General features: G+C 40.7%; 10 protein-coding genes and 2 pseudogenes. 8 read left to right on the top strand and 4 right to left on the bottom strand.

Annotated features, from left to right (window positions below):
- The first annotated feature begins 102 nt into the window (after positions 1-102).
- Positions 103-5,241 (top strand): CHAT domain-containing protein, encoded by a 5,139-nt coding sequence (locus CYAN7822_RS39595; RefSeq protein ID WP_013324728.1) that lies wholly within the window; start codon positions 103-105, stop codon positions 5,239-5,241.
- Here the strand turns inward: CYAN7822_RS39595 and CYAN7822_RS39600 are convergent.
- A pseudogene (locus CYAN7822_RS39600) lies at positions 5,238-5,648 on the bottom strand (hypothetical protein). The gene CYAN7822_RS39595 and the pseudogene CYAN7822_RS39600 sit on opposite strands and share 4 nt — an antisense overlap.
- Before the next feature lie 215 nt (positions 5,649-5,863).
- Between CYAN7822_RS39600 and CYAN7822_RS37905 the strand changes: the two are divergent.
- The 7 genes and pseudogenes from CYAN7822_RS37905 to CYAN7822_RS35975 form a co-directional block, all read left to right on the top strand.
- A pseudogene (locus tag CYAN7822_RS37905) lies at positions 5,864-6,238 on the top strand (Eco57I restriction-modification methylase domain-containing protein); the annotation flags it as partial.
- Positions 6,239-6,311: 73 nt separating this feature from the next.
- Complete coding sequence (locus CYAN7822_RS23460) at positions 6,312-6,560, top strand: DUF6883 domain-containing protein (protein WP_245602631.1); 249 nt, start codon at positions 6,312-6,314, stop codon at positions 6,558-6,560.
- Entirely contained in the window at positions 6,557-6,868 is a 312-nt protein-coding gene (locus CYAN7822_RS23465) for a DUF4926 domain-containing protein (protein WP_013324729.1), read from the top strand. The genes CYAN7822_RS23460 and CYAN7822_RS23465 overlap by 4 nt, the downstream gene beginning before the upstream one ends.
- A gap of 6 nt (positions 6,869-6,874) precedes the next feature.
- Positions 6,875-7,051, top strand: coding sequence for a hypothetical protein (locus CYAN7822_RS38725; protein WP_013324730.1), 177 nt, complete (start codon positions 6,875-6,877; stop codon positions 7,049-7,051).
- Positions 7,015-7,269 (top strand): hypothetical protein, encoded by a 255-nt coding sequence (locus CYAN7822_RS35970; RefSeq protein WP_245602633.1) that lies wholly within the window; start codon positions 7,015-7,017, stop codon positions 7,267-7,269. The genes CYAN7822_RS38725 and CYAN7822_RS35970 overlap by 37 nt, the downstream gene beginning before the upstream one ends.
- Positions 7,270-7,296: 27 nt before the next feature.
- Entirely contained in the window at positions 7,297-7,464 is a 168-nt protein-coding gene (locus tag CYAN7822_RS37910; RefSeq protein ID WP_162052111.1) for a hypothetical protein, read from the top strand.
- Between the two features lie 370 nt (positions 7,465-7,834).
- On the top strand, positions 7,835-8,068 hold the full coding sequence (locus CYAN7822_RS35975; protein WP_483466312.1) for a group II intron maturase-specific domain-containing protein: 234 nt from the start codon (positions 7,835-7,837) through the stop codon (positions 8,066-8,068).
- Here the strand turns inward: CYAN7822_RS35975 and CYAN7822_RS37915 are convergent.
- The 3 genes from CYAN7822_RS37915 to CYAN7822_RS23480 form a co-directional block, all read right to left on the bottom strand.
- Positions 8,003-8,158: a hypothetical protein gene (locus tag CYAN7822_RS37915; protein WP_157871839.1), complete on the bottom strand. Its 156-nt coding sequence runs from the start codon at positions 8,156-8,158 to the stop codon at positions 8,003-8,005. The two genes, CYAN7822_RS35975 and CYAN7822_RS37915, sit on opposite strands and share 66 nt — an antisense overlap.
- A gap of 213 nt (positions 8,159-8,371) precedes the next feature.
- The gene (locus CYAN7822_RS23475) at positions 8,372-11,215 is read right to left on the bottom strand and encodes a CHAT domain-containing protein (RefSeq protein ID WP_071881429.1); all 2,844 of its coding nucleotides are present in this window, start codon (positions 11,213-11,215) and stop codon (positions 8,372-8,374) included.
- Positions 11,216-11,290: 75 nt separating this feature from the next.
- Entirely contained in the window at positions 11,291-13,660 is a 2,370-nt protein-coding gene (locus tag CYAN7822_RS23480) for a two-partner secretion domain-containing protein (RefSeq protein WP_013324732.1), read from the bottom strand.
- Positions 13,661-13,682 lie beyond the last annotated feature (22 nt).

Here is a 13,682-nt window from a genome sequence, read left to right on the forward strand (position 1 = left end):
TAGCTAAATCTCGCCTAATTTTCCTTGATGCTGATGGCAAGCATGGGAAATGCTGATATATGATGATTTTAAAGGGTAGTTTTAGGGGTGGAGGGGACGGTTATGGATGAAGCCAGATTACAAGCTTATATTAATTTAATTGAACAGTTGCTTGCTTGTGCTAATGATGAGGAACTCAATAATATTCTGCAAACTAATCAGGAATTGATTGATCCCCAATTCTTGCAGGTGATGGAAAACAAAGCAACAGGGTTAGAAGAACAAGGAAATAATAATGATGCCACTTGGTTACGGAATATAGCGCAACAGTTGGAGCAATATCTCAACCGTCAAGTGGTCAATATAGAGGAATATCAGGAGTTTTTATTAGAAGTCTTACAAGCAGAATATGAGAGTGATGATCCTACGGTGGTTTATCCTATCCTAGAACGCCGCCAATATCTATTAGATGATACCTTTGCCCAACTGTTGCAACAATACGCTAGAAATGTGTTTTCTCAAAGGAAGGCTGAAGAAGTGGCAGTTATTGCCGGGGTGATTCAAAATTTATGTATTGATATTAAAAATTTTCCCTTGGGAAGTCGAGCTAATAATCTAGAAATTGCTATTACAGGCTATCAGACCCTGTTAGAAGTATATACCCGTGATGCTTTTCCTGAAAAATGGGCAATGACAAAAAATAATCTGGGAATAGCTTATAGTGATCGCATTCTTGGGGAAAGGGGAGATAATCTAGAAAAAGCGATCGCAGCTTATAACCTGTCTTTAGAAGTATATACCCCGACTGCTTTTCCTTATGAATGGGCAAGAACACAAAATAATCTGGGTGGAGCTTATAATGATCGCATTCTTGGAGGAAGGGCAGAGAATCTAGAGTTTGCTATTGTGGCTTATAACCTGTCATTAGAAGTATATACCCGTAAAGCCTTTCCTGAAGATTGGGCAAGGTCACAAAATAATCTGGGAGAAGCTTATAGAAATCGCATTCTTGGGGAAAAGGCCGATAATATAGAGTTAGGTATTACAGCTTTAAACCAGTCTTTAGAAGTAAGAACCCGTGAAGCTTTTCCAGAAGAATGGGCAAGAACACAAAATAATCTGGGGTTAGCTTATAGTGATCGCATTCTTGGGGAAAGGGCAGAGAATCTAGAGTTAGCTATTGTGGCTTATAACCTGTCATTAGAAGTATATACCCGTGAAGCCTTTCCTGAAGATTGGGCAAGGTCACAAAATAATCTGGGGTTAGCTTATAGTGATCGCATTCTTGGAGGAAGGGCAGAGAATCTAGAGTTAGCTATTGCGGCTTATAACCGGTCATTAGAAGTATATACCCGTGAAGCCTTTCCTGAAAAATGGGCAGGGACACAAAATAATCTGGGGAATGCTTATCTATATCGCATTCTTGGGGAAAGGCGACTAAATCTAGAGTTAGCTATAGCAGCTTATAAACTGTCATTAGAAGTATATACCCGTGATGCCTTTCCTTATGAATGGGCAAGGTCACAAAATAATCTGGGGAATGCTTATCTATATCGCATTCTTGGGGAAAGGGCAGAGAATCTAGAGTTAGCTATTGTGGCTTATAACCTGTCATTAGAAGTATATACCCGTGAAGCCTTTCCTGAAGATTGGGCAAGGTCACAAAATAATCTGGGGTTAGCTTATAGTGATCGCATTCTTGGAGGAAGGGCAGATAATCTAGAGTTAGCTATAGCAGCTTATAAACTGTCATTAGAAGTATATACCCGTGAAGCCTTTCCTGAAAAATGGGCAGGGACACAAAATAATCTGGGGTTAGCTTATAGTGATCGCATTCTTGGAGGAAGGGCAGATAATCTAGAGTTAGCTATTTCGGCTTATAACCGGTCTTTAGAAGTAAGAACCCGTGATGCCTTTCCTTATGAATGGGCAACGACACAAAATAATCTGGGAGAAGCTTATAGTAATCGCATTCTTGGGGAAAGGCGACTAAATCTAGAGTTAGCTATAGCAGCTTATAACCGGTCTTTAGAAGTAAGAACCCGTGAAGCTTTTCCAGAAGAATGGGCAACGACACAAAATAATCTGGGGAATGCCTATCTATATCGCATTCTTGGGGAAAGGGCAGAGAATCTAGAAAAGGCGATCACAGCTTATAACCAGTCTTTAGAAGTAAGAACCCGTGAAGCCTTTCCTGAACAATGGGCAGGAACACAAAATAATCTGGGGAATGCCTATCTATATCGCATTCTTGGGAAAAGGGCAGAGAATCTAGAAAAGGCGATCACAGCTTATAACCAGTCTTTAGAAGTAAGAACCCGTGAAGCCTTTCCTGAACAATGGGCAGGAACACAAAATAATCTGGGGAATGCCTATCTATATCGCATTCTTGGGGAAAGGGCAGAGAATCTAGAAAGGGCGATCACAGCTTATAACCAGTCTTTAGAAGTAAGAACCCGTGAAGCCTTTCCTAAACAATGGGCAGGGACACAAAATAATCTGGGTGCTGCTTATCTGGATCGCATTCTTGGGGAAAGGGCAGAGAATCTAGAGTTAGCTATTGTGGCTTTAAACCAGTCTTTAGAAATATATACCTGTGATGCTTTTCCTGAAAATTGGGCAAGGACACAAAATAATCTGGGGATAGCTTATCTATATCGCATTCTTGGGCAAAGGACAGATAATCTAGAGTTAGCTATTGTGGCTTTAAACCAGTCTTTAGAAATATATACCCGTGATGCTTTTCCTGAAAATTGGGCAACGACACAAAATAATCTGGGGTTAGCTTATAGTGATCGCATTCTTGGGGAAAGAGCAGATAATCTAGAGTTAGCTATTGCAGCTTATAACCTGTCATTAGACGTAAGAACCCGTGATGCTTTTCCTGAAAATTGGGCAAGGACACAAAATAATCTGGGGTTAGCTTATAGTAATCGCATTCTTGGGGAAAGGGGACTAAATCTAGAGTTAGCTATTGCAACTTTAAACCAGTCATTAGAAGTATTAACCCGTGAAGCCTTTCCAGAAGAATGGGCAAGGACACAAAATAATCTGGGGAATGCTTATAGTAATCGCATTCTTGGGGAAAGAGCAGATAATCTAGAGTTAGCCATCGCTGCTTATAGCCTGTCATTAGAAGTATATACCCGTGAAGCCTTTCCTGAAGATTGGGCAAGATCACAAAATAATCTCGGTGTCGCTTATAGCAATCGTATCAAAGGGGAAAAGTGCCGAAATCTAGAGTTATCTATCGTGGCTTTAAACCTGTCTTTAGAAGTAAGAAGCCGTGAAGCTTTTCCTGAACAATGGGCAGGATCACAAAATAATCTGGGTGCTGCTTATCTGGATCGCATTCTTGGGGAAAGGGCAGATAATCTAGAGTTAGCGATCGCAGCTTATCACCTGTCTTTAGAAGTTTATACCCCGACTGCTTTTCCGATAAACTGTTTAGTAACAGGACGAAACTTAGGAAATACTGCTAACCTGATTGAAGACTGGGAAACCGCCATCAAAGGCTACAACTTAGCCATCGAAGCAGTAGAAAATACCCGACTCGAAGCCTTAAACCCCCAACGACAACAAGAAATCCTCTCCGATGCAATGGATGTTTATCATGGCATAGTTCAATCCTATCTCAACCTCAATCAAAAAGATCGCGCTTTAGAATACGTTGAACGCAGCAAAACCCGCTATCTAGTCCAATTGCTTACCGAACGAGATATCTATCCTAAAGGTAATATCCCCCAAACTATTATTACCGAATTAGATCGCCTCCGTCGTGCCATTATTGGGGAAGAACAACAGTTAGCCATCCAAGAACAAACCCGCAATAGGGGAGTAATTTTAACCCTAGATCAACAAAAACAACCCATCTTAAATGACTATACTCACCTCAATCATTTAAAACAAGAATTAAATCAACTCATTGACCGTGAAATAACCCCCATAGATCCGACTTTTAGCTTAACTCAAAAGGTTCAAAATATTCCTTTAAGTGAAATTCAATCCTTAATTAATCAACAAACTGCTATTTTAGAATGGTATATTGCAAGGGATAGAATTATGGTGTTTATTGTTACTGCTGAAGGTTTGAACCCCCCTAACCCTGCTCCCGGCGGGAATTTGGATGAGAGTGAGGTAACAGGGATTAAAGTTTGGCAATCTTCAGCCGAAGATAGAGAGAGCTTAATTAATTGGATTAATAGTTACCGGCAGGAATACGAAAATAATAAAACCGAGTGGATTAAAACTCTGAATTATCGTTTAAATGAACTATCAGAAATTCTCCAGATTGATGAACTTTTAGAACTCCTTCCCCTATCTTGCAATCGCTTAATCATAATTCCCCATTGGTTTTTACATATTATTCCCCTTCATTGTTTACCCTTACAAAATGGACAATTTCTCTATCAACGCTTTTCTAAAGGTGTAGTATATGTTCCCAGTTGCCAACTTTTAAAACTCGTAAAATCATCACAGCGTGAAAACTTTGAGCGTCTTTTTGCCATTAAAAACCCCACCAGAAAAGGACTAAAACCCCTCTTAGGAGCAAATTTAGAAATAGAGAGAATTAGTCAAGGATTTGAGGCAGAAAAAACCATTATTATTGGTGAATTAGAAGCCTCAGAACAAACCCTAGAAAACCGTCGTCAAGAATTACAAGCCTCCCATTGTCTTCACTTTTCATGTCATGGCAAATTTAATAATGACTCCCCTAGAGACTCAGCATTAATGTTAGCAGATCCAGAAGGTAACTTAGGAGAATCAGCTAACCTAACCCTAGCAGAAGTCTTTGAAAAACTTGATTTAAGAGAATGCCGCTTAGTCACTTTTTCGGCTTGTGAAAGTGGTATAATAGAAAGTAAAACCGATAATATTAGTGATGAATATGTTGGTTTACCAAGTGGTTTTTTATTTGCAGGGAGTTCTAGTGTAGTTAGCACTCTTTGGACAGTAGATCCCCTAGCAACAGCTTTATTTATGACTAAATTTTATCACAGTCTTAAACGAATTTCTATCCGCGATAAAGAAAGTATTGCTATTGTTTTGAATAACACTCAAACATGGTTAAGAAACCTCAGCAGCAGAAGATTAGCGAGAATTAAAAAGAGCGAAAATTTTCAGCAATTACTCGCTCAAGTATTTCCGAGTAAACGTGATAGAAAAAAATTTCAAGACTTATTAGAAGCTGCGGTTAAACGTCAACCCTATCCCTTTGAAAATCCCTATTATTGGACAGCATTTATAGCAACAGGGATTTAAGAGTCAGAAGAATTTTGACAAAACTTATCCATTCCTTTCTCTTGAATATAAATAATCACAACAGTTGATAACAGTGTTGCTACTCCCGGCGGACACATAAAAGATACTGCTACCATCTCTGTTAAAGTAGGAATAAGTGCGGGTAAATATTTTTCTCGCAAAGCTTCATACTTCGGTTGACAAATAGAATCACGACATTTATTAAGAACAATAACAAACCAACGGAAATCAGCATTATCTTCTACTCCTTCAATACCGTTACGAGTAGCAATAGATTCAGCCGCATCCGCTAAGTATCCCTCCCATTCTTCAATGACATCAAGCGCGGCTCAAGCGTCAGGATTATCCGCTAACTCAGCACGATATTTGGCAATTTGTTCCGGTGTTAATTGAATTTCATTTTCCATTGTGTCATCTTAAAGCTAAAACCATTTTCCTCATTATCTCACCTTATTAGTTTTTTGCGCCGTTATTCTTGTGATTGCGTCTTATCCGTCGCCGTTCCGCGCTTATAATCAAAATTGATGTCAATAATCTCTTCATATTTAATTTTAGCCAAATAAAATACTAGAATTAAATTTTAATATTTTAGCACACTAAGTACGGAAGAACCTATTATCCTGATGCTAAATCTGATGTGTTTGCTATGTTCATTGAACGAATTAATCAATGGACTCATCAAAACAGTTATATTGGGTTAATTACGCCGTTTGTCTGGATGTTTATTTCTAGCTACGAGAAATTAAGAGAAAAAATATTAAACTCTTTTACTATTACGTCATTGATTCAGCTAGAATACAATGCCTTTGAACCTGCTTGTATTCCTGTTTGTACTTTTACGTTAAAGAAACCTGCCAATAAAGAAGAACTAGGAACATATATAAAATTATCGGATTTTAAAGGACATCAGAACCAAGCCCCAAAAACGTTAGAAGCGATTAATAATCCGAATTGTTGCAAGACGAACTCACCCCCGAAGTACCCGACGAACAAATAACCATCCGTCGCGCCGACTTATCCCGTGATCTTCGTTCCTTTATCTCTTATGCAAAGGAGCAGACAAAGCGATAATGTTTCAACGTCATCTCGGTTTTACCAGAGAAAATTATGAAACTCTTCTTGAACAAATTAGCACTCAAGTTCTTGAAGCTGAGGCTATTGTAGGAATATCCGATGAACATGGACAACGTTATCAGGTAGATTTAGAAATAAAAGGGATTAAACCCGGAATGCAGGAGATAGTACGAACTGCCTGGATAGTACAGCCTGATAGTGATATCGCTAAATTAGTCTCCCTATATGTGAGGAAACGATCATGATTGAGCCAGAATTATTTGATGTCATTGAACTTTTGAGGGACTTACCTGATTATCAGCTTAAAGCAGGACAACAGGGAGCGATCGTAGAATGTTATGAGAATGGTAAATTTGAAGTAGAGTTTAGCGATTCCGATGGGGAAACCTTAGCTTTATGTCCCCTATCTTCTGAACAATTTATCGTAGTCTGGAAAGCTAAAACAAAGCAATGGCTATCTCTGGCGGAGAAAGTAGCATCGGTGGTATTTCATTTATCAGACGAACACAGGCGAGAAGTTTTAGACTTTGCTCGTTTTTTATATCAAAGGTAATCTAAAATGGCTCCAGTTGAACTGACTCGAAAAGGAATTAACGCTTTCGTTAACGCATTAGGATATGTAGATGCTGTGAAGTTTATTCGTCAGTTTGCTCGAGGAAGTGGAGACTATACCCAAGAACATTTATTTTGCTGTATGAGTTGCCGTTCTATTCCCAATCCGCTTTCATTGGGATAACTCGCATTTGTCATCTTTTCCAGAATGCCGAGGAATTCTTCAACACGACCTTTACCTCATCGGGTGCAGCTATACCCCTAGTCTTCAACACCCTACGGGCGCTCTATATCGTTTATCTAGCAGTTGCCTTCATCGGTGTGTTCAACTCCGTGCGACAAGACGAAGACTGGGTAGCCGCCGCACGGACTCCTATTTTAGTGGTCAGTCGGTTACACTGAAAATTGAATCGTGCCGCTACTTTATTAATGTCTCAATCCGTCATCGAGCCTCCCTTTATGCCGCCTAAATCTCCCACCCAGTTTGAGGCAATGGGCTATCTCTTCGGCCAGTTCGAGACAGCACTACCAGTCGAGCATCAGGGTAAACGAAAAGGAAATTTACAACTTTTTGACGGTACTAAACTCCCGGCTTAGGTAATTCCATGTCAACAAATAGTCGTTTTCTTGTGACTAAAACTGTCTCTCCCGTGAGGGGATTTACTCCTTCTTTCTGATAAGATTCCCAATACAAGCCTACTCCTCGTTTCTGCCAGTTAGGTAGGTCATTAAAATTAAGCCCTGCTTCCTGAAGCGAGCAATTCATTTTTAGCACTAATCGAGAGTTTTTCAAGCTTGCTGGTTGCCTGACCAACTGTATAACCGTTTTTGCGTAAAATCCAGTAACAATGAGAGTTTAAGGCATTGCGATGAGCATCCGCGCTACTAAATACGAAAGTGCGATTCGTTCAATGTGAAAAGGGTTAAAACCTTAGACGGCTTCGATTTTCTAGGATGACATTTTAAAGTGCAAAGCAACGGAAAATTTAGATGTGTCCCCAGTTCGGACAATTTTAAAACATTCCGTAAGAAGGTAAAAGCTATCGTCAACTGCTCGAATTATGGTGCGTCGGAAAAAGCTAAGAAATTAGCCCCCCTAGTAAGAGGATGGAGAAATTATCACAAGTTCTGCAAGTTAGAAGAAAAATACGGCTCTCCCGTCCTTGGGGTGATAAGAAAAAGACATGGGTTCGTTATCTAGCTCAAAGATAGCGTCTAAAGTGGCTCGAATTTCTGGGGTCGCTTGAGGGAATAAATCTGTCAATTCTCCGATAGTTTCAACTGGTTTCATTACTTACTACCAGCGTGACCGGGGTCAATGACCCTTTTACGTGGGGACTGGGAGGAGAGATTCCCAGGGACTGTAACTGTTGAAAAAAGCTAATATTCGCCCATTATGAGCCAAAAAACTCGGCTTTCTGCCTAAAAAATACTTTCACGTCGCACGTCCTCCCTATTCTCCATCACACCAAAAGCTTTCTTAAAATGATCTGACCCCTCCGCGTTAAAGCCAATTGCCCACTAAGACAAAAGCCGCCCAATAAAAAGGATGCTCATATTGAGGCGATCTCAATAGTAAAAGTTGGGCCTGACGGAGTGCAGCCGCTTTAGTCATATTAGGTTGGTTTAATCTCTGATAAAACTGTGCCATTAACTCAGCCGTAGAGTCGTCCTGTACTGCCCAAAGAGTTGCTAAGGTACTACGTGCCCCAGATCTCACCGCTACCCCCGCCAGTCCTAAAGCCGCCCGTTTGTCACCCAATGCTGTTTGACAGGCACTCAAAATTAATAGTTCAAGCGGCTTTTGCTGATAGCGCTCTCGTTCTAGAAGTAATTGATCTAAATCTTTAACATTGATACGCTCATTCCAAGTTAACAAAAAGGTATTATCTGCCAAGGAAGAAAACCGACCGTGAGTTGCTAGGTGAACGATGGGAAATTGGCTGGATTCTATGGCTTGTTGTAGGCGTTTACGGGTAAAATCTTGATTTAAGAGGGTTTCATTGGCAACAAGTTCCCTAATGTCTTGAACTTCTTGTAGAACGCCAGGTAGAGCCGGAAATCCTTGCCGCGCTTCAGTTAATCCGCCAACTAACGTTTTTAATTTTTTCGCTGAAAGCAAGCCGGGTGAAAAAAGTTGTAAGCTAGGAGTGAAGGCAATGTTATATTTTTCAATTAAATACTGTTGACCATCATGAAGGGCAGCCATAGGCAAACCTCGCAGAATCCCATCAGGTACAAATACTAAAGTTTTAATGTTATTTTTTTCTAATTCGGCTTGTGCTGGACGGATTAACCAGTCGTAAAATTGTTGGTAGGGTTTGAGGGGTTCTGAGGTGGCAATAAACGGGTTTAAAGTGGCATATAAATCATCAAAAGTCGCCTCTATCTCGCCTGTTGGATTAGAACTGGTCAAGAATGATGTGGAATAGTAGCGTAGCGGCTGTTTAGCTACAGACAAAATCACAACGAGCCGCTCTGGTAAAATAATCGGATAGATGACAGCCGCCTTGAGGTCGATTTGGTCGGCAGAGATAGGTTTGCTTTCTAAACAAGCTTCCTGAAAAAAGTTGTTCAGTTCGGCTACCTGGAGGGCTTCAATAATATCACGAGCTTGTTTAAGGTCTTCGGGGGAAGGGTTGTCTGATTGTAATAATAAATTCACTAACTGCCGATAAAGCGGTTCTACATTGTCTCTAAAAGTAAACTGAATGTCTGCGTTAGTTGCGAGTAAATCTTTACGGAGAGATTGGAGGATTTCAAAGGCTGAGGTATAGCTAGACACAGCTTTTTTAGTGTTTCCCTGGAGTTGATAGAGGTGCCCCAGTTGCCAATACCAGAGGTAGGAAATTTCCGGAAATGTATAGCTAGAAATCTCTTGTAAAGCTTGTTCGCTAAACTGTTGAGCTTGGGTTAATTTACCGATGTGTTCATATATGGCCCCCAAATAGCCCAGGCAGTTGGCTTGTGCTTTTTTGTCTCCTAAAAGTTGAGCGATTTGATTGGCTTCTGTGACAATTTGATTAATATCTTGCCAAGAAGGAAGAAATGTGCTTTCTATAAATTCAGGGTTAAGAGCAATTTTTTCTTGAAAAGAACACTGCTGTAAAAGCGGGGATAAAGCGATTAATTTATCCTGAGTCTGTTGTGATTTTAAACAGATTAAATTTTGAGTCCATTTAAGACGGGCATCAACCGCTATTTTATTAGGAGGTAAAGCGGCAATATTTGATTGAATTTGAGATAATAAAGTGGGCAGTTCCGCCCCTTGTTGAGTCTGAATTAATAGGCTAATTAAATTTAGCTTTGCTTGTATTTTTATGGAGGGTGAGGTAAAGGATTGTACTTGACGATAACAGGCGGCTGCTTGCTGATAAAATTCGGCGGCTGTTAAGGGTTTTTCGCTGGGGATACAGGCGAGCGATTGATTGAAAATTATTGGTGGCTGTCTTGGGATTTGTTTTTGAATTTTTTCATTGCCCAAGGCACGAGCAGTATTGCCTAAACTCAGATATATAGCCGCAAGCTCTTGAGTGTCTCCGATTTGTTGGGCTAATTTTTCACTGGTTAATAATACGATTTGTGATTGTTCGGTTTTGCCTAAGACTCGTAAGACATTTCCCAGGCTACGTAAGCCGAGAATTTTTAGGTAAGTAATCGGCTTTTGTTGAAAAGTTTGTAAATTTTCTTGTGAAATATTACAGTCTTGGTTATCCAGTTTTAGCGCTTTTAATAAAGTCTCACAAGCTCTCGGATATAGTCCCCCTTCTTGCATGGCTTGGGCTTGGTTAATTTGACTTTTTATTACTCCTTCTGGGTTATTAAGGGTTTTATAACTATGGGCGGCTTGTTGCCATGTTTCTAGGGCTAGAGTCGGCTGTCCGGTGGCGAGTTGTAATTGTCCTTGAATGTCTAAAGTTTGCGCGTTGATTCGTTGTTGTTCAGGTGTTTTTTTTTCGGCAATTAAAAGGTTCAGGCTTTCATTAATGGTTTGATTGGCTTCTTTCCATTTTCCCAGTTGTTGATAGGTTAAAGACAGGTTACTTAAGGCCATTGCTTGATTGAGGGGATCTTTTTGGGCGGCAAAAGCGTTGACGGCTTGTTGCCAAAGGGTAGCAGATTTTTCAAAAGAGGCGGCTTGATAAAATTGAGCGGCTTGTTGTACTAGCTCTAGGGGGTTTTGAGTCGTTTGAGGGGGGGGAGTTGCTGGGGAAATTTGCGGCACCAGCAAGGGCATTGCTAGGGCGAGGATACAGGATAAAACTGCCAGCATAAACAAGCGGCTTCTGGGTTTTTTGTTGACCAGATTCCTGAATTGATGATGCTTTCTAGAATTTTGATTATCCACTTTGGTTTCGATTGTTTAAGAATCCCTTGAAATTTGGCTTAAATTGTGAATGTAACAGAATAATAATAGATTTAATTACTTGTTTGGGCAACTCTCGGATTTTGGGGGTAAGCGCTCGGGTTGGGTAATATTGGGATTGTATGCAGTGAGAATAACTTGGCCTTGGTCGTTGAAGACCCAACCTTGAGCAGGGACAACAGACTTTTGGTTAGTAGCAGAATGAGAATAATTTGGGGGTTGTTCTTGAGTGGAGAGGGTTGAAGTCGGTTCCACTAATCCCACTTGAACCGCAGAGGTGCTAAGGTCTTGATTGACACTGGGGGGTAAACTGCCTCGTCCGGTGATGGTAAATTGACTCTCTGTTCTTTTTTGACAGGGGTTTTGAGCAATTAAAACGTTAGGGTCGACGGGAGTTTCTGATAATTGGACGATGCCTCGGTTAGGGTCTGTATCTGGTAGGTTGAGGGTTACTGTGCCGCTAAAATCCGGGCCCAGAGCAGAGCGAGCGGTGATATCACTGTCTGCGCTGCGAAAGATTCCTTGAGTATTAATGGTTACTCTTCCGCCTCTAGCGTCTTCGGCATTGGCTGTGATGTCGCTATTTTCTAAGGCAGTTAAGACATCAGTATTAATGGTAATATTTCCGCCAGTGGCTTTTCCTGTCGCGTTGGTCGTAATTTCGCTCTGGTTACGCAAGATAATGTTCTGGGATTGAAGATTGATATTGCCTTCCCCTGACCTAGTTTCAGCAGTAAGAATCCCATGATTGAGGTCGATAGAAGAAGCATTGAGAAGAAGGTTGCCGGCAGCGCCTTCTCCTGTAGCACTGACGCTAACTTGTGCCCCATTTTGAATAGTTAATTGTTCAGTGTTGATTAATAAATTTCCCCCCGCTTTGGGACTTTCACTTTTAGCAAGCAAACCACTGTCAGAACCACTGACAAGCACTAAATTTGAGGCGTTGATATTTATCGTTCCTGCTTGACCGGTACTTCCCTTATCGGCAACGACGGATATCACTCCCCCATCAAAAATGGTCAAGCGTTGGGTGTTGATGCGGATGATGCCACCGTTGCCTGTTGCCTCAACATTTGCTGTGTAGGCAAATATACCACTGGCAATGACTTGAGTCACGAATACTCCCAGGCCACTAATTTCTACAGACTTAGAAGCATCTATACTAATCGTTCCTCCATTCCCTGAACCATTGGTTGAGCTTGATAATAAACCCCCGTTTCGCAGGATTAACCTCTGGGTCTGAATTTTTAAGTCTCCTGCATCACCACCGGCAAAAGTTTTAGTGAGTAAGCCATTGTAGTAGTACCCTCCGTCGACCTCCACAGATTCAGTGGCGTTTACGCTCAAATTCCCTCCACGTCCATCACTTTCAGTAGCTGTGTCTATAAAAGCACCGTTATTGCTAACTAATAACCGTCTGGTGTTGATCATGATGTTAGCAGATGCTCCTGCGGCAAATGCTCTTGTTCTTATATTGCTATCTTCAGTTACAGCGACTAAATCAGAGGCAATGAGACTTATATTGCCACCTGGGTCTTCTCCAAAATTAAAGTTTAGTAATTCCGAATTACCGGTAAGGGTGATCTGTTTGCCCCTTAAAAGAATTTCTCCATTACCTTGATAAAGGAATGTCTTAACTGTAGAGTTTTGAGACAGTTGAATATTTTGAAAGTTTTGCACGTTATTGTAATCTAACGCCCAACCTGTAGAGATAGGGATTAAGCCGACTACAGCCGGCGCAGAAATGCTTCCTAGTTCAATTCTTCCTCCTAGAACTGTTAAATTCCCTCCCTCTAGAAATATGTCGCCACCAACAAGAGCTAAAGTGTTGCCGGAGGAGACTTGAAGTCCAAACCCATCGTTAACGTTGGATTGATTGATAATATTTGCGGCTTTTTCTCTAAATTGCAGACCAATGGGAATACTAACACTTAGCAGGGGTGGGGCTTGAAGATCGGTGGCACTAAAAATGTTACCATCAGCAAAATTAATCTGACTCGCTGTACTGGCAATAAAAGATCCCCCAACATTTAACTGAGCATTGGGCCCAAAAATAATCCCGTTAGGATTCAAGAGGAATAAGTTAGCACTTCCTTGGGTTTGAATTAAACCGTCAATATGAGAAATAGATTTACCTGTAACTCGATTAATTATATTTTGAACACTGATAGCATTGTCAAAAATAGCTGAACCCCCTGTAGGGATAGAAAACTTATCAAAGCTATGAAAGAGATTCTTTCCGGCTTGAGTGCCTCCAGTAATCATAAAATTTAGGTGATCTGAGCTAGTTACTTGAGTGGACACTGTTCCATCTGAGGTAATTTGTGCCTGAACTAAGTCAGTCTTAGCGAAATAATCAAAAAAAAGTCCCCCTGTCAAAAACAGGGTGAAACCTAATTGTAAGTAGGGCGGCTTAATGGGTATCATAAGCTGTCACGCATTTAACAGA

The organism is Gloeothece verrucosa PCC 7822, assembly GCF_000147335.1.
GTDB lineage: Bacteria > Cyanobacteriota > Cyanobacteriia > Cyanobacteriales > Microcystaceae > Gloeothece > Gloeothece verrucosa.

Coding starts and splice junctions, on each gene's coding strand:
- CYAN7822_RS39595 (WP_013324728.1), top strand. CDS start 103: ATGGATGAAGCCAGATTACAAGCTTATATTAATTTAATTGAACAGTTG.
- CYAN7822_RS23460 (WP_245602631.1), top strand. CDS start 6,312: ATGTTTCAACGTCATCTCGGTTTTACCAGAGAAAATTATGAAACTCTT.
- CYAN7822_RS23465 (WP_013324729.1), top strand. CDS start 6,557: ATGATTGAGCCAGAATTATTTGATGTCATTGAACTTTTGAGGGACTTA.
- CYAN7822_RS38725 (WP_013324730.1), top strand. CDS start 6,875: ATGGCTCCAGTTGAACTGACTCGAAAAGGAATTAACGCTTTCGTTAAC.
- CYAN7822_RS37910 (WP_162052111.1), top strand. CDS start 7,297: ATGTCTCAATCCGTCATCGAGCCTCCCTTTATGCCGCCTAAATCTCCC.
- CYAN7822_RS37915 (WP_157871839.1), bottom strand. CDS start 8,158: ATGAAACCAGTTGAAACTATCGGAGAATTGACAGATTTATTCCCTCAA.
- CYAN7822_RS23480 (WP_013324732.1), bottom strand. CDS start 13,660: ATGATACCCATTAAGCCGCCCTACTTACAATTAGGTTTCACCCTGTTT.